A 15,484-nucleotide genomic window follows, 5' to 3' on the forward strand; every position below is an offset into this window, starting at 1 on the left:
CCGGACGAAGCCCAAGAACACCGCCCAAGGCGTTAAACCCGCATTAACCGTGTGGGGGAAGTCAGAGGGGGGTGGCATTGGCTGAGCGTGCCGATAATGCGTGCCATCGCGGCGCTGAGCAGGTGTTCAGCGGGTGTATGGCGGTGCGCCCGGGGTAATGGGTCTGGCTCCCGAAGGGCTCGTGCGGGACGTTGATGCCATGTGGTCTCGAATTCTCAGCACTGCACTGATGGTCGGGGTTCTGGTTCCCCTCGGGGCGTCCGCGCACGGGGACGTGGCGGCGCCGCCGGACCGGATCGCGTTGCCGGCGGGGTTCCAGCCCGAGGGGATCGCGGCCGGGCCCGGGAAGGTGGCGTTCCTCGGCTCGCGGGCCACGGGGGCGATCTACCGGGCCGATCTGCGCACCGGCGAGGGGCAGGTGATCACCCCGGCGACGGGGACGCCCTCGCTCGGCATGAAGACGCAGGGGCACCGGCTGTACGTGGCCGGCGGGCGCGGCGGTGACGCGCGCATCGTCGACACGCGGACCGGGGCGATCCTGCGGTCGTTCAAGCTCACGACGAAGACGGCGTTCGTCAACGACGTCACCGTCGGCGCGGACGGCGCGTACCTGACCGACTCGACCAATCCCCAGCTCTACCGGATCCCGCTCGACGAGGACGACGCCGCGGACGTGAAGACCATCCCGCTGAGCGGCGACCTCGTCTTCCAGCAGGGGTTCAACGCCAACGGGATCGCCGCGCTGCCGGACGGCAAGTCGCTGATCGTCATCCAGTCCAACACCGGCAAGATCTTCAAGGTCGACGCGCAGACCGGTGTCGCGAAGACGATCGACCTGGGCGGCGAGGTCCTGACCGCCGGCGACGGGATCCTGCTCGACGGCAAGACCCTGTACGCCGTGCAGAACGCGCTCAACACCGTGGCCGTCATCGAGCTGAACGAGGACGCCACCGCGGGGAAGGTCGTCAAGAAGCTGACCGATCCGCGGTTCGACGTTCCCACGACCGTGGCGAAGTCCGGGAACACGCTGTATCTCCCGAACGCCCGGTTCAGCACTCCGCCGGCCCCGGACACGCCGTACGACATCATCGCCGTCCAATCGTGACCTTTGTCCGGCGTCCCCGGCGCGGTGCCGGCGGCGGGGTGAACCCGCCGCCGGTGTCGCCGCCGGGTTTCCTTACCGGCGTTTAACCTCCCGCCGGTCATGCTCGGCGGCATGCGTGTTCTGATCGTCGAGGACGAGCGGGTGCTCGCGGACGCGATCGCCGAGGGGCTCCGCGAAGAGGCGATGGCCGTCGACGTGGTGTACGACGGCGACGACGCGTTGGAGCGGGCGTCCTACAACGAGTACGACGTGGTGGTCCTCGACCGCGACCTGCCGACCGTGCACGGCGACGACGTGTGCCGCGACCTGGTGGCGCGGCGGAGTCCTGTCCGGATCCTGATGCTGACCGCGTCCGGCGACGTCGGCGACCGGGTGGACGGGCTGTCCCTCGGCGCCGACGACTATCTCCCGAAGCCGTTCGTGTTCGGTGAGCTGGTGGCGCGGGTGCGGGCGCTGGCGCGCAGGTCCGGGCCGCCGGTGCCGCCGGTGCTGGAGCGGCGCGGCATCCGGCTCGATCCGCACCGGCGGAAGGTGGCGCGCGACGGCCGGGAGCTGCGGCTGACGAAGAAGGAGTTCGCCGTGCTGGAGGAGCTGATGCGGGCGGAGGGCGGTGTCGTGAGCGCGGAGCGGCTGCTGGAGCGCGCGTGGGACGAGAACATCGACCCGTTCAGCAACATCGTCCGGGTCACGATGGCGACGCTGCGCCGCAAGCTGGGCGCGCCGCCGGTGATCGAGACGGTGACGGGCTCCGGATACCGGTTGGAGGCCCGATGACGGTGCCCCGGCTGAGTGTGCGGACGCGGCTTACGTTGGTGTACGGGTCGCTGTATCTCGTCAGTTCGGCGGTTCTGGTCGCGGTGACGTATCTGCTGACCGTCCACACCATGGACCAGCGCCTCACGGTGGCGGGGGACGACGTCAACCCGGCGGCGTTCACGCGGCTGCGGGACCTGGCGTCGCGGGGTGACGTGAGCGCGCTGGTGGAGCTGAAGGCGGAGGCGAACCGGCGGGTCGCCGAGCAGAAGCGCGAGGTGCTGGAGCAGCTGCTGCAGAGCTCGCTGGTCACGATGCTGGTGCTCGGGGTCCTCGCGGTGGCGATCGGGTATGTGGTGGCGGGGCGGATGCTGCGCCCGCTGCACGCGGTGACGGCGACGGCGCGGCGGCTGTCGGAGAGCAATCTGCACGAGCGGATCGCGCTGGACGGCCCGCAGGACGAGATCAAGGACCTGGCGGAGACGTTCAACCGGATGCTGGACCGGCTGAACCGAGCGTTCGACGTCCAGCGGCGCTTCGTCGCGAACGCCTCGCACGAGCTGCGCACGCCGCTGACCATCAACCGGACGGTGCTGGAGGTCGCGCTCGCGAGCCGGAAGAGCCCGCCGGAGACGAAGGCGCTCGCGGACGTGCTGCTCGGCAACACCGCCCGGCACGAGCGGCTCATCGACGGGCTGCTGACGCTGGCCCGGTCCGAGCGGGACCTGGCCGCCCGGACCGCGACGCCGCTGCCGGACGTGGTGCAGGGCGCGCTCGGCCATCTCGACGACCTGGCCGGGGAGGCGGGCGTGGACGTGGAGGCGCGGCTGGCGCCCGTGGTCGTGACCGGCGATCCCGTCCTGCTGGAGCGCTGCGCGGTGAACCTGCTGGAGAACGCGCTCAAGTACAACGTGAAGGACGGGCGGGTGTGGGTCCGCACCGGGGTGCGGGACGGCGCGGCGTTCTTGCAGGTCGTGAACACGGGGCGGCCCGTCCCGTCGTACGAGGTGGAGGCGATCTTCGAGCCGTTCCGGCGGCTGCGCCCCGACCGGGACCGGACGGGGTCGGCGGACGGCACGGGTCTCGGGCTGTCGATCGTCCGGGCGGTGGTCGAGGCGCACGGCGGCACGATCGAGACGGTCCCGCGGGACGGCGGCGGGCTGTCGATCACCGTGCGGCTGCCCGTGTCCGAGCGGCCCGTCCCGGCGCTGGCCGGGGTGCCCTAGCTCGCCGCCTCGGCGGTGGGCGGCTGCTGCGCCTGCGCGTGACGGCCGGGGCGCGGCCATTCGACGCGGCCCTCCGGTGCGGGACGGCTCGGACGCGCGGCCAGCCAGCGGTGCACGACCTTTCCGGTCGCGTTGCGGGGCAGCTCGGGGATGAAGTGCACCTCGCGCGGCACCGCGTACCGGGCGACGTGGGCGCGCACGTACTCGCGGACCTTCTCCGCCTCCAGCCGCGCCCCGGACCGCAGGACGACGTACGCCGCGAGCCGCTGCCCCCACGCGTCGTCGGGCACGCCGACCACGGCGACCTCGTGGATCTCCGGCATCCGCAGCAGCGCGTCCTCCACGTCGCGGGGGACGACGTTCTCGCCGCCCGACACGATCACGCCGTCGCCGCGCCCGGCCACGAACAGCAGCCCGCGCTCGTCGATGTGCCCGAGGTCGCCGGTGGCGAGCAGCCCGTCGCGGACCTGCATCGGCTCGCCGCCCGTGTACCCCTCGAACAGCAGCTCGTTCGCGGCGAAGATCTGCCCGATGGCGCCGCGGCCGAGCCGCCCGCCCTGCGCGTCGCGGATCTCCAGCGCGGTGTTGCGGGGCGGCCGCCCGGCGGTGCGCGGGTCGAGCCGCAGGTCGCGCGGGGTGGCGATGGACACCCAGGACACCTCTGTCGAGCCGTACACGTTGTAGAGCCGGTCGCCGAACTCGTCCATGAACCGGGTGGCGAGGTCGCCGGGCAGCGCGGCGCCGCTGAGCGCCAGGATCCGCAGCGAGGACGTGTCGTAGAGCGCGCGGACCTCGGGCGCGAGGTCCAGGATGCGCTGGAGCATCACCGGGACGGCGAACACGGCCGTCTCGCGGTGGGAGGCGATCGCCCGCAGCGTCCGCTCGGGGTCGAACCGGCGGTGCAGGACGACCGGTGCCCGCAGCGCCCACGCCATCTGCAGCGCGGCGTACCCCCAGGTGTGGAACAGCGGCGCCTCGATGATCATCGTCTGGCGGGCGCGCAGCGGGATCCGGGACGTCATCGAGGCGAGCGGCCAGAGCCCGGGGCGGGGCGGGCGGCGGGCGCCCTTCGGCCGTCCGGTGGTCCCGGAGCTGAGCATGATGGTGCGGCCCTGGATGCGCCGCGGCGCGTCTGCGGCGTCGTCCGCCGGGACGGACCGGACGATCGCGTCCAGGCCGGGGTCGCGGTCGGTCCACCGGACCGTCCGGCGCAGCGCGAGGGGCACGTCGGCGAGCAGCGGCGCGAACTCGGTGTCGGCGACGATCAGGTCGGGCCGCAGCTCGCCGAGCACGGCGCGGAGCTGGCCGGTGCCGAAGCCGGTGTTGAGCAGGACGACCTCGGCGCCGCGCCGGCTGCACGCGACGAGCGTCTCGACCATCCCGCGGTGGTTGCGGCACAGCACCCCGACGCGCGGGCGCGGGCCGGGCAGCGGCAGCCCGGCGGCGAGCCGCGCGGCGCGCTCGTCGAGCTCGGCGAAGGTGACGGCGCCGTCGTCGTCGATCAGCGCGAGGCGGGACGGGGAGCGGGCGGCGGACGAGGCGACCAGCCCGGCGAGGGTGGTGCCCCAGCGCCGGAGGGCGCGCAGCTGCCGGCCGATCCGGCGGGGGCCGCCGGCGAACAGCAGCCCGGTCCTCAGCAGGAGGGCGGCGAGATCGCGGATGTGCCCGATCCGCCGGCGCATTCCCGGCCGGTACGCGGGCCTCGCATGCGTCACCGCGGCCTCCTCCGGCGATTTCACGCCACGCTATCCACCGGTTCACCTGCCGGACAAGGCCAGGTGCGCGGCGATCCGAAGGTCAGTGGTTACTGACGAGTAGCATGGCGGTCAGGAGCACACCGGACCCATCGCAGGGAGGACGACCCCGTGCCTCGCACCGCACGCGACGTCGTGTTCGTCGACGGCGTACGCACACCGTTCGGCAAGGCGGGCCCCAAGGGCCTGTACGCGCAGACCCGAGCCGACGACATGGTCGTCCGCGCGATCCGCGAGCTGCTGCGCCGCAACCCGTCCCTGCCGCCCGAGCGGGTGGACGAGGTCGCCGTCGCCGCCACCACCCAGACCGGCGACCAGGGCCTCACCATCGGGCGGTCCGCCGCCGTGCTGGCCGGGCTGCCGAAGAGCGTCCCCGGGTTCGCGATCGACCGGATGTGCGCGGGCGCGATGACGGCCGTCACCACGACCGGCGCCGGGATCGCGTTCGGCTCGTACGACGTCGCCATCGCGGGCGGCGTCGAGCACATGGGGCGGCACCCGATGGGCGAGGGCGTCGACCCGAACCCGCGGTTCCTCGCCGAGAAGCTCGTCGACCCGTCCGCCCTCGTCATGGGCTCGACGGCGGAGAACCTGCACGACCGCTTCCCCGGGATCACCAAGGACCGCGCGGACGCCTACGCCGTCCGGAGCCAGCAGAAGGTCGCCGCCGCCTACGCCGCCGGGAAGATCCAGCCCGACCTCGTGCCGACCGCGATCCGGTCGGCGGAGAAGGGCTGGGGGCTCGCGACGGAGGACGAGCCGCCGCGTCCCGGCACCACGCTGGACGACCTGGCCAAGCTGAAGACGCCGTTCCGGGTGCACGGCAACGTCACGGCCGGGAACGCCGCCGGGCTGAACGACGGCGCCACCGCCTGCCTGCTGGCCGCCGAGGACGTCGCCGCCGAGCTCGGCCTCACCCCGAAGATGCGCCTGGTCGACTTCGCGTTCGCGGGCGTCGACCCGGAGGTGATGGGCGTCGGGCCCGTCCCCGCGACCGAGAAGCTCCTCGCCCGCAACGCGCTGACCATGGACGACATCGGCCTCATCGAGATCAACGAGGCGTTCGCGGTGCAGGTGCTGGCGTTCCTGGAGCACTTCAAGCTCGCCGACGACGACGCGCGCGTGAACCCGTGGGGCGGCGCGATCGCGCTCGGGCATCCGCTGGCCTCGTCCGGCGTCCGGCTGATGAACCAGCTCGCCCGCCTATTTGGGGAGCGCCGAAACGTCCGGTTCGGACTGACCACGATGTGCGTGGGCATGGGCATGGGCGGAACGGTTCTGTGGGAGAACGCCAATTGGGAGGGCTCGCGGTGAGCAGCTTCGGAGAACTCTTCGCTGACGAGGTCGTGACGCACGCCCACGTCAGGGACGTGACGCTGCCCCTCGGCGCGGGCACGCTCGCGCTCATCACGCTCGACAACGGGCACGACCACACCAAGCCCAGCACGTTCGGCCCGAACGGGCTCGCCGAGCTGGACGCCGCCCTCGACACGATCGCCGCGCGCGACGACATCGCCGCCGTCGGCGTCACCGGCAAGCCGTTCATCTTCGCCGTCGGCGCCGACCTCAACGGCGTCCCGCTGGTCCGGAAGCGGGAGGACGCGGCGGCCATCGCCGGGCTCGGGCACGATGTGTTCCGGCGGCTCGGGGAGCTGGACGTCCCGTCGTTCGCGTACTACAACGGCGCGGCGATGGGCGGCGGCGTCGAGCTCGGGCTGCACTGCACCTACCGGACGATCTCGTCCGGCGTTCCGGCGTTCGCGCTGCCCGAGACGTTCCTCGGCCTGGTGCCCGGGTGGGGCGGGACGTACCTGCTCCCGAACCTCATCGGCGCCGAGAAGGCGCTCAAGGTCGTCATCGACAACCCGATGTCGCAGAACCGGATGCTGAAGGGCCCGCAGGCCTACGAGCTGGGCATCGCGGACGCGATCTTCGAGCCGGCCGACTTCCTGGAGGAGTCGCTCTCCTGGACGGCCCGCGTCCTGAACGGCGAGATCACCGTCCGGCGGGCGGCGGTCGACACGGGCAAGGCGTGGGACGACGCCGTCGCCATGGCCCGCTGGAACGTCGACGGCAAGCTCCACGGCGCGGCCCCGTCCTACCTGAAGGCCCTCGACCTGGTCGCCGCCGCCAAGGACCGCACCCGCGACGAAGGCTTCGCCGCGGAAAACGAGGCACTTGCCGACCTCATCATGAGCGACGAGCTGCGCGCCGGGCTGTACGCGTTCGACCTCACCCAGAAGCGCGCGAAGAAGCCGGCCGGGGCGCCCGACCCGTCGCTCGCCTACTCGGTCACCAAGGTCGGGATCGTCGGCGCCGGGCTGATGGCGTCGCAGCTCGCGCTGCTGTTCGCGCGCCGCATGGAGGTCCCGGTCGTGCTGACCGACCTCGACCAGGAGCGGATCGACAAGGGCGTCGGCTACGCGCACGGCGAGATCGACAAGCTGCTCGGCAAGGGCCGCGTCTCCCCCGACAAGGCGAACCGGCTCAAGTCGCTGATCAGCGGCTCGCTCCGCAAGGACGCCTTCGCCGACGCCGACTTCGTCATCGAGGCCGTCTTCGAGGAGATGTCGGTCAAGCGGAAGGTGTTCGCCGAGGTCGAGGAGCACGTCTCGGCCGAATGCGTCCTCGCGACCAACACCTCCTCGCTGTCGGTCAGCGAGATGGCGTCCGGGCTCAAGCACCCCGAGCGCGTGGTCGGGTTCCACTTCTTCAACCCGGTCGCGGTGCTGCCGCTGCTGGAGATCGTCCGGGGCACCGCGACGGACGACGCCACGCTGGCCACCGCGTTCGCGACCGGGAAGGCGCTCAAGAAGTCGTGCGTGCTGGTGAAGGACGCCCCGGCGTTCGTCGTCAACCGCGTCCTGCTGCGGCTGCTCGCCGAGATCGTCCGGGCGGTGGACGAGGGCACGCCCATCGAGACCGCCGAACGGGCCGCGCAGCCGCTGGGCCTGCCGATGCCGCCGTTCGTGCTGATGGGGCTCGTCGGCCCGGCGATCGCGCTGCACGTGAACGAGACCCTGCACGCCGCCTTCCCGGACCGGTTCCCGCTGTCGGACAACCTGGCGAAGCTGGTCGCGGCCGGCAAGCCCGGCGTGTACCTGCCCGACTTCTCCCTCGACCCGGAGGCCGTGGAGATCTTCGGGGGCGGGGACAGCCCGTCCAGCGAGGAGCAGGTCCTCGACCGGGCGCTGGCCGCGCTCGCCGACGAGATCCGCATCATGCTGGACGAGGGCGTCGTCGCGGCCCCGCAGGACATCGACCTCTGCATGATCCTCGGCGCGGGCTGGCCGTTCCACCTCGGCGGGATCACCCCGTACCTCGACAGGTCCGGCATTTCAGAAAAGGCGACCGGGCGCCGTTTCCTGGAGCCGGGGGTAGCCTCCGTCACTACCGGTTGATCTGGTCGCTGTCCTCGTCGATGGGGTCGGTCGGCTTCACGCCGACCGCCTCCAGGGCCGGGTCGCCGAGCAGGTCGTCGATCAGCCCGGCCGGGCCGCCGGCGTAGGTCGAGTCGAAGTCGACGTCGGTCGCGACGCACCATGAGCGGTCGGCGGGCCAGAACAGGTTGGGCGACTGCGGGAAGAAGGACCCCGCCGTGCGCTGCCCCAGTTCCATGGCGGCGCCGAGCGGGCCCTCGAACATCACGTAGTCGCGCCAGGGCAGCCGGACCCGCGGCAGCTCGTCGAACGCGGGCACCATCGCCGCCGCCTCGTTCCGGCCCGGCCCCGGCGCGTCCGGCAGGGCCTCCAGCAGGACCATCGAGGACGCGGCGTCGGCGATCCAGGACCAGCCGTCCCACAGGCAGAAGCGGCACCGGTCCGCGGTGCCGGTGTGGCGGGCGAGGACGGCGCACAGCGCGCTCAGCATCGGCTGCGGCAGCTCGCCGCGCTCGGGCGGTTCGTCCCACGGCGGCGGGCCGTCCCCCGCCCCGCGCGCCGGCCGGGCCAGCGCCTTGAACTGGACGCCCGGATGCATCGAGCGCCCCGTCCACCTGGCCACCTCGCGCCAGGGGACCGGCTCACCCTGCGGCGAATCGGCGGGATGCAGGATGCGGGCATAGGCGTCGAACCGGCCCGGCAGCAGGGCTCGGACGTCCGCGTCGAAATCGCCCATCTCCGCTTCAAGCCAGGCCGCGGGCGACGTGTCGGTCATCAGGCGGAGCCGGGAAGGAAGGTCGGTCACGCGGGTCACCCCCCATGCGGTTTCCGCCCGGTGCCGGACGGCCCCCCTGCACATTCTCGCTCGGGTCCGCGACAGCGGCGAGCGGTAATCGCGCAGGCGGCGGTTCCCCGCCGCCCGCGAGAGCCCCGCCCGCCCGGCAACGTCCCATACACCGCAACATAAGCCGTCTCCGAACGGGCATAGGGCACACGGCCGTAACGATCACGCAACCGGGCGGGAAAGGGCGGGGAGGATGACTCTGCTGCGCACGAAGTCGGTCGAACAGTCGATACGCGACACGGAGGAACCCGGGCATCGGCTGCGGCGCGCCCTGTCGGCGCTCGACCTCACCGTCTTCGGCGTCGGCGTGATCATCGGAACGGGCATCTTCGTGCTGACCGGCCAGGTCGCGCGGGACAAGGCCGGGCCCGCGGTCGCGATCTCGTTCATCCTCGCCGCCGTGGTGTGCGGGCTCGCGGCGCTGTGCTACGCCGAGTTCGCCTCGACCGTCCCGGTGGCCGGGTCGGCGTACACCTTCTCCTACGCCACGCTCGGCGAGTTCCCCGCGTGGATCATCGGCTGGGACCTCATCCTGGAGATGGGGCTGGCCGCGGCGGTCGTGTCGGTCGGCTGGTCCGGCTACTTCGCGGCGCTGCTGGACGACGTCGGCGTGACGATACCGGAGTCCATCGCGGCCCCGCCGGGCGACGGCGGGACGGTCAACGTCCCCGCGATCGGGCTCGTGCTGGCGGTCACGGCGCTGCTCGTCCTCGGCATCAAGGTCTCCTCGCGGGTCAACGCGGTCGTCGTCGCCATCAAGGTGTTCGTGGTGCTGCTGGTGATCGTCGCCGGGCTGTTCTTCATCAAGGGCGCCAACTACGACCCGTTCATCCCGCCGTCGAAGCCGACCGAGGAGACGGGCGGCCTCCACGCGCCGCTGATGCAGGTGCTGTTCGGGGCCACGCCCGCCACCTACGGCTGGCTCGGGATCTTCTCCGCCGTCGCGCTGGTCTTCTTCGCCTACATCGGGTTCGACATCGTCGCCACCGCCGCGGAGGAGGCGAAGCGGCCGCAGCGGGATCTGCCGATCGGGCTCATCGGCTCGCTCGCCATCACCGCCGTCCTGTACGCGGCCGTGTCGATCGTCGTCGTGGGCATGCAGCACTACTCGGAGCTGAGCACGGAGGCACCGCTCGCGGACGCGTTCAAGGCGAACGGGCATCCCGCGTTCGCGACGATCATCGACGTCGGGGCCGTCGCCGGGCTCATCACCGTCGTGATGATCCTGCTGCTCGGGATGAGCCGGATCCTGTTCGCGATGGGCCGCGACAAGCTCCTGCCCGCCTGGCTGTCGGCCGTCCACCCGCGGTTCGGGACCCCGTACCGGTCCACCGTCCTGATGGGCGTGATCGCCGCGGTGCTCGCCGGGTTCATCCCGCTCGCCGAGCTGGCGGAGCTGGTCAACATCGGGACGCTGTTCGCGTTCCTGGTCGTCTCGGTCGCGGTCGTCATCCTGCGCCGCACCCGCCCGGACCTGCCGCGCGCGTTCCGGACGCCGTGGGTTCCGGTCATCCCGATCCTGTCGGTGCTGGCGTGCCTGTTCGTGATGATCAACCTGCCGGTGGAGACATGGCTGCGGTTCCTGGCGTGGCTGGCCATCGGCGTCGTCGTCTACGCCCTGTACGGCTACCGGAACAGCCGCGTGCAGCGGTCCAGCAAGCCCGCCACCAAATCCTGACACGCTCGGTGAGCGGGGTCACGGTGTCGTTTTCGGTGCCGGATGGGCACAATGGCGCCCATGGCTCAACCAGTGCGCGTCGCGGTGATCGGTTCGGGCCCGGCGGGGATCTACGCCGCCGAGGCGCTCGTCAAGCAGACCGGCGGGGACGTCCGGGTGGACGTGTTCGACCGGCTGCCATCGCCGTACGGGCTGGTCCGCTACGGTGTCGCGCCGGACCACAAGTCGATCAAGTCGATTGCCCGGTACCTGCAGAAGGTGCTGGAGACGCCGGGCGTCCGGTTCTTCGGCTGCGTGGAGTTGGGCCGTGACCTGAGCCGCGCCGACCTGCTGGACTGCTACGACGCCGTGATCTACTCGACCGGCGCGATGGTCGACCGGCACATGCGCATCCCCGGTGAGGACCTGCCCGGCAGCATCGCCGCGACCGACTTCGTCAACTGGTACTGCGGGCATCCCGACGCCGCCGACCACGAGTTCGACCTGTCGGTCGAGGAGGTCGCGGTGATCGGCGTCGGGAACGTGGCCGTCGACGTCGTCCGGATCCTCGCCAAGACCGTGGACGAGCTGCGCGAGACCGACGTCCCCGAGCAGGTCATCGAGGCGCTGTCGCGGAGCCGGGTCAAGCGCGTCCACATGGTCGGGCGGCGCGGCCCGGCGCAGGCGAAGTTCACCACCAAGGAGGCCCGGGAGCTGGGCGAGCTGCCGAACGCGGGCATCCACGTCAGCCCCGCGGACATGGACCTCGACCCGGCGAGCGCCGAGCTCGCCGAGAACGACCGGCACGTCCGCGGCAACATCAAGGTCCTGAACACCTGGACCGAAGAGCCGCCCGCCGACCGCCTCCGCCGCATCGACGTGCGGTTCTGGCGCGCCCCGGCGGAGATCGTCGGCACCGACCGCGTCGAGGGGCTCCGGCTGGAGAAGACCCGGCTGGACGAGAACGGCCGCGTCACCGGCACCGGCGAGTTCGAGACGCTGCCCGTCGGGATGGTGCTGCGGTCGGTCGGCTACCAGAGCGTCCCGCTGGACGGCGTCCCGTTCGACGAGCGGACCTCCACGGTCCCCAACGACGGCGGCCGCGTCCTCGGCCCGGACGGGAGCCCGATCCCGCGCGAGTACGTCGCCGGCTGGATCAAGCGCGGGCCGACCGGCGTCGTCGGGACCAACAAGTCCGACGCCGCCGAGACCGTCCGCAACCTCCTGGAGGACGTGGTCGGCGACGGCGCCGGGGCGCGGACGCCGCCGAAGCTCACCATCGAGGAGCTGCTGGAGTCGCGGGGCCTCCGCGTCGTCACCTACGACGACTGGCTCAACCTCGACGCCGCCGAGATCGCCCTCGCACGCAGGCTCGACCGCGGCGAACGCGTCAAACTGGCCCGCTGGGAGGCGATGACGTCCGCGTGCCGCACAAGGGAATAATTCACCCTCCAGGTAATATCTCGCCTGGAAGGTAGTGACGGACATGTCACGCTAGCGCTACGGTGCGGCCTGTGACCGGCGGTCCAGAACTGTACGGGTTCCCCCCACCCGAGACGGTGCCCGACCTCAGGTGGCTCGGCCCCGACTACGTTTCCGTACTCGTGTACGACCTGACGCAGGGCCTACTGCGCCAGGATCCGCGCACGTCCGTGATGGGCGTGCGGTGCGAGGGCGAGCCCCGGCTCGACCCCTCGGTCGACACGTCCGGCGTCATCCGCGCCCATGACGCCAGCTTCCCGCTCCAGGTCTTCGTCCGCGACGGCGCCGGGCGCCCGTGGCGGCTGCGCGGCAGATGGACGTACTCGGGCCGCGAGCTGGGCACGTCCGCGGCGTCCATCACCCACTTCTGGCAGCTGCTGTCCGCCGAAGGGGTCTGAGCCCGGGGCCTAGTCGCGGTCGGAGGGCTCCTGGTCGCGCTCGGCGGGGGCGTGCGTGTCGGACGAGGTGATCCGGGCGACGTGCTCGGTGATGTCGCGGGCCAGGGCCTGCGGGGTCAGGCCGATGTCGGCGAGGATCTCGCCGCGGGACGCGTGGTCGAGGAACTCCTGCGGGATGCCGAAGGTGCGGATCGGGGCGTCGACGCCCTCGTCGCGCAGCAGCCGCGCGACGGCGTCGCCGACGGCGCCGGTGCGGCCGTTGTCCTCCGCGACGGCGACGAGCGTGTGCTCCCCGGCCAGGCCAGCGAGCGCCGGGTCGAGCGGCTTCACCCAGCGGGGGTCGACGACGGTGACGCCGATGCCCTGGGCGGCGATCAGCTCGGCGGCCTCGACCGCGGGCGTCGCCATCGACCCGGCGGCGACCAGCAGGACGCGGGTGCCGTTGGAGCCGTCGTGGCGGGCGAGGACGTCCATCCCGCCGACCTGGTCGACGGCCTCGATGTCGGCGGCGGCGGAGCCCTTCGGGTAGCGGATCGCGGTCGGGCCGTCCGACACGGCGACGCATTCGCGCAGCAGCTCGCGCAGCCGGGCGCCGTCGCGCGGGACGGCGATGCGCATGCCGGGGACGAGCTGCAGGATCGACAGGTCCCACATGCCGTTGTGGCTGGGGCCGTCGTCGCCGGTCACGCCGGAGCGATCCAACGCGAACGTGACGGGCTGCCCGTGCAGCGCCGTGTCCATGAGGACCTGGTCGAACGCGCGGTTGAGGAACGTCGCGTACACGGCCACGACCGGGTGCAGCCCGCCCATCGCGAGGCCGGTGGCGGAGGTGACGGCGTGCTGCTCGGCGATGCCGACGTCGAAGATGCGGTCGGGGAACGCCTCGGCGAACGGCGCGAGCCCGACCGGGTGGAGCATCGCGGCGGTGATGCCGACGACGTCGCGGCGCTCGCGGCCGATCGCGACCATCTCCTCGCCGAAGATCTTCGTCCAGGCGGGGCCGCCCGCCTTGCGGACGAACCGCCCGGTGGCGGGGTCGAACGCGCCGCCGCCGTGCATGCAGTCTTCTTCGTCGTTCTCGGCGGGGGCGTAGCCGCGTCCCTTGGTGGTGATGCAGTGCACGATGACGGGACGGCCGAACCCGCGGGCCCGGCGCAGCGCGCGCTCGACGGCGTCCTCGTCGTGGCCGTCGATCGGGCCGACGTACTTGATGCCGAGGTCTTCGAACATGGCCTGCGGCTGGAGGACGTCCTTGATGCCCTTCTTGATGCCGTGCAGCGCCTCGTAGGCGACGTTCCCGACGACCGGCGCGCGGGGCACGGTCTTCTTGATGAGGTCGAGCGCGTTCTCGTAGCCCTGCGTGACACGGAGCTGGGCCAGGTGCGAGGCGAGGCCGCCGATCGTCGGCGAGTACGAGCGGCCGTTGTCGTTGACGACGATGATGACGGGACGGTCGGCGCCCCCGGCCGCGATGTTGTTGAGCGCCTCCCAGCACATGCCGCCGGTCAGCGCGCCGTCGCCGACGACCGCGACCACGGCGCGGTCGGTCTCACCGCGGATCTGGAACGCCTTGGCGAACCCGTCGGCGTACGACAGGGCGGGCGAGGCGTGCGAGTTCTCGATGATGTCGTGCTCGGACTCGGCGCGGCTCGGGTACCCCGACAGCCCGCCGCGCTTGCGCAGCCGCTCGAAGTCGTGCCGCCCGGTCAGCATCTTGTGCACGTAGGCCTGGTGCCCCGTGTCGAACAGGACCTTGTCGTGCGGCGAGTCGAAGACCCGGTGCAGCGCGATCGTCAGCTCGACCGCGCCGAGGTTCGGCCCGAGGTGGCCGCCCGTCTTGGAGACCGCCTGGACGAGGAACTCGCGGATCTCCTCCGCCAGCCGAGTCAGTTGAGCGGCGTCCAGTCGTTTGAGGTCGTCGGGACCTGTGATCGACTCCAGCAGGCTCACTCGTGTCAACTCCTCCGTCGGGGACCGTGCTCCCCTGGCTCGGGCCGTTCCGAGTTTAATCCCGGTTCGCCCGCGACGCGCCGGAGGGCCACTGCCCCGGGGGTGTGAAACGGCTGACCCTGGCGGCGCGCCTGGGCGGGAACGACTGACCCGGCGGTGCGCATGGGGTAGGACTTGAGCATGGGCGTCGAAGAGATTGTGCTGCTCAACGCGGACGACGAGGCCGTCGGAACGGCTCCGAAGAGCGCGAGCCACCATAGGGACACGCCGTACCACCTGGCCTTTTCCTGCTATGTCACGGACACGGAGGGTCGCGTGCTGATCACTCAGCGCGCCCTGGACAAGCGGACGTTCCCCGGCGTCTGGACGGGAAGCTGCTGCGGGCACCCCGGCCCGGGCGAGAAGCTCCGCGACGCCGTCCTGCGGCGGCTCCGCGACGAGCTGGGCATCCCGGACGCCGAGCTCATGTCGGTCCTGCCCCGGTTCCAGTACCGGGCCGTCGCGGCGGACGGGACCGTCGAGAACGAGCGCTGCCCGGTCGTGCGCGCGACCGTCCCGGCGGGCACCGGCGTCCGGCCGAACGCCGACGAGGTCGAGCAGGCCGAGTGGTGGACGTGGGACCGGTGCCTGGAGCTGACGGGGCGGCCCGAGTCGTCGCCGTGGTACCGCCTCCAGCTGGCCGAGCTCGCGCCCCTCGGCGCGCCGCTGGACTGGCCGGACGCGGGCCCCGCCGACCTGCCGCCCGCCCTCGCCTGGTAGCTCCCGCACCGCACCTGGCGGCTCCCGCACCCGTGCCCGGGGCTCCCGCCGCGGCGCCCGGGGCTCCCGCCGCGGCGCTCGGTGGCTCCCGCATCGGTCGCGCTCTGTAGCGGAGCGTGGCGCTCGCATCACCGCTAGATCACTTTTCCGTCCCCGGTGTTGACCCGCCCGGGCGT

At 72.2% G+C, this 15,484-nt stretch carries 12 protein-coding genes; 9 read left to right on the forward strand and 3 right to left on the reverse strand.

Annotated features, from left to right (window positions below):
• Window positions 1-229 precede the first annotated feature (229 nt).
• The 3 genes from ACH34S_RS17065 (at window position 230) to ACH34S_RS17075 (ending at window position 3,084) form a co-directional block, all read left to right on the forward strand.
• On the forward strand, window positions 230-1,105 hold the full coding sequence (locus tag ACH34S_RS17065; protein WP_395953625.1) for an SMP-30/gluconolactonase/LRE family protein: 876 nt from the start codon (window positions 230-232) through the stop codon (window positions 1,103-1,105).
• 111 nt (window positions 1,106-1,216) lie between these two features.
• Window positions 1,217-1,879, forward strand: coding sequence for a response regulator transcription factor (locus ACH34S_RS17070; protein ID WP_395953626.1), 663 nt, complete (start codon window positions 1,217-1,219; stop codon window positions 1,877-1,879).
• Window positions 1,876-3,084, forward strand: coding sequence for a sensor histidine kinase (locus tag ACH34S_RS17075; protein WP_395953627.1), 1,209 nt, complete (start codon window positions 1,876-1,878; stop codon window positions 3,082-3,084). Before ACH34S_RS17070 ends, ACH34S_RS17075 begins: the two co-directional genes overlap by 4 nt.
• Here the strand turns inward: ACH34S_RS17075 and ACH34S_RS17080 are convergent.
• Window positions 3,081-4,799 carry an AMP-binding protein gene (locus ACH34S_RS17080; RefSeq protein WP_395953628.1) on the reverse strand — a complete coding sequence of 573 codons (1,719 nt, stop codon included), beginning with the start codon at window positions 4,797-4,799 and terminating at the stop codon, window positions 3,081-3,083. The genes ACH34S_RS17075 and ACH34S_RS17080 overlap by 4 nt on opposite strands.
• 150 nt (window positions 4,800-4,949) lie before the next feature.
• Between ACH34S_RS17080 and ACH34S_RS17085 the strand changes: the two genes are divergently transcribed.
• Together ACH34S_RS17085 and ACH34S_RS17090 are read left to right on the forward strand one after the other, a co-directional pair.
• Window positions 4,950-6,152, forward strand: a complete 1,203-nt coding sequence (locus ACH34S_RS17085) for a thiolase family protein (RefSeq protein WP_395953629.1) — start codon at window positions 4,950-4,952, stop codon at window positions 6,150-6,152.
• The gene (locus ACH34S_RS17090) at window positions 6,149-8,239 is read left to right on the forward strand and encodes a 3-hydroxyacyl-CoA dehydrogenase NAD-binding domain-containing protein (protein ID WP_395953630.1); all 2,091 of its coding nucleotides are present in this window, start codon (window positions 6,149-6,151) and stop codon (window positions 8,237-8,239) included. Before ACH34S_RS17085 ends, ACH34S_RS17090 begins: the two co-directional genes overlap by 4 nt.
• On the opposite strand, the gene ACH34S_RS17095 is transcribed toward ACH34S_RS17090, so the two are convergent.
• Window positions 8,229-9,023 carry a hypothetical protein gene (locus ACH34S_RS17095; protein WP_395953631.1) on the reverse strand — a complete coding sequence of 265 codons (795 nt, stop codon included), beginning with the start codon at window positions 9,021-9,023 and terminating at the stop codon, window positions 8,229-8,231. The two genes, ACH34S_RS17090 and ACH34S_RS17095, sit on opposite strands and share 11 nt — an antisense overlap.
• 232 nt (window positions 9,024-9,255) lie before the next feature.
• Between ACH34S_RS17095 and ACH34S_RS17100 the strand changes: the two genes are divergently transcribed.
• From ACH34S_RS17100 to ACH34S_RS17110, 3 genes are all read left to right on the forward strand, one after another.
• Window positions 9,256-10,740 (forward strand): amino acid permease, encoded by a 1,485-nt coding sequence (locus tag ACH34S_RS17100; protein ID WP_395953632.1) that lies wholly within the window; start codon window positions 9,256-9,258, stop codon window positions 10,738-10,740.
• Between the two features lie 51 nt (window positions 10,741-10,791).
• The gene (locus ACH34S_RS17105; protein WP_395953633.1) at window positions 10,792-12,162 is read left to right on the forward strand and encodes an FAD-dependent oxidoreductase; all 1,371 of its coding nucleotides are present in this window, start codon (window positions 10,792-10,794) and stop codon (window positions 12,160-12,162) included.
• 71 nt (window positions 12,163-12,233) lie between these two features.
• Window positions 12,234-12,599 carry a hypothetical protein gene (locus ACH34S_RS17110; protein WP_395953634.1) on the forward strand — a complete coding sequence of 122 codons (366 nt, stop codon included), beginning with the start codon at window positions 12,234-12,236 and terminating at the stop codon, window positions 12,597-12,599.
• Window positions 12,600-12,608: 9 nt separating this feature from the next.
• On the opposite strand, the gene dxs is transcribed toward ACH34S_RS17110, so the two are convergent.
• A complete protein-coding gene (gene dxs, locus ACH34S_RS17115) occupies window positions 12,609-14,549 on the reverse strand; it encodes a 1-deoxy-D-xylulose-5-phosphate synthase (RefSeq protein WP_395953635.1) in 1,941 nt (646 codons plus the stop codon).
• Between the two features lie 180 nt (window positions 14,550-14,729).
• Between dxs and idi the strand changes: the two genes are divergently transcribed.
• Window positions 14,730-15,308: an isopentenyl-diphosphate Delta-isomerase gene (gene idi / locus ACH34S_RS17120; protein WP_395953636.1), complete on the forward strand. Its 579-nt coding sequence runs from the start codon at window positions 14,730-14,732 to the stop codon at window positions 15,306-15,308.
• Window positions 15,309-15,484 lie beyond the last annotated feature (176 nt).

The organism is Actinomadura sp. 3N508, from assembly GCF_044326375.1.
Lineage (GTDB): Bacteria > Actinomycetota > Actinomycetes > Streptosporangiales > Streptosporangiaceae > Spirillospora.

What these genes read in the sequence shown, in the direction of transcription:
- ACH34S_RS17065 (WP_395953625.1), top strand. Translation starts at nt 230, where the DNA reads ATGGTCGGGGTTCTGGTTCCCCTCGGGGCGTCCGCGCACGGGGACGTG.
- ACH34S_RS17070 (WP_395953626.1), top strand. Translation starts at nt 1,217, where the DNA reads ATGCGTGTTCTGATCGTCGAGGACGAGCGGGTGCTCGCGGACGCGATC.
- ACH34S_RS17075 (WP_395953627.1), top strand. Translation starts at nt 1,876, where the DNA reads ATGACGGTGCCCCGGCTGAGTGTGCGGACGCGGCTTACGTTGGTGTAC.
- ACH34S_RS17100 (WP_395953632.1), top strand. Translation starts at nt 9,256, where the DNA reads ATGACTCTGCTGCGCACGAAGTCGGTCGAACAGTCGATACGCGACACG.
- ACH34S_RS17105 (WP_395953633.1), top strand. Translation starts at nt 10,792, where the DNA reads ATGGCGCCCATGGCTCAACCAGTGCGCGTCGCGGTGATCGGTTCGGGC.
- idi (WP_395953636.1), top strand. Translation starts at nt 14,730, where the DNA reads ATGGGCGTCGAAGAGATTGTGCTGCTCAACGCGGACGACGAGGCCGTC.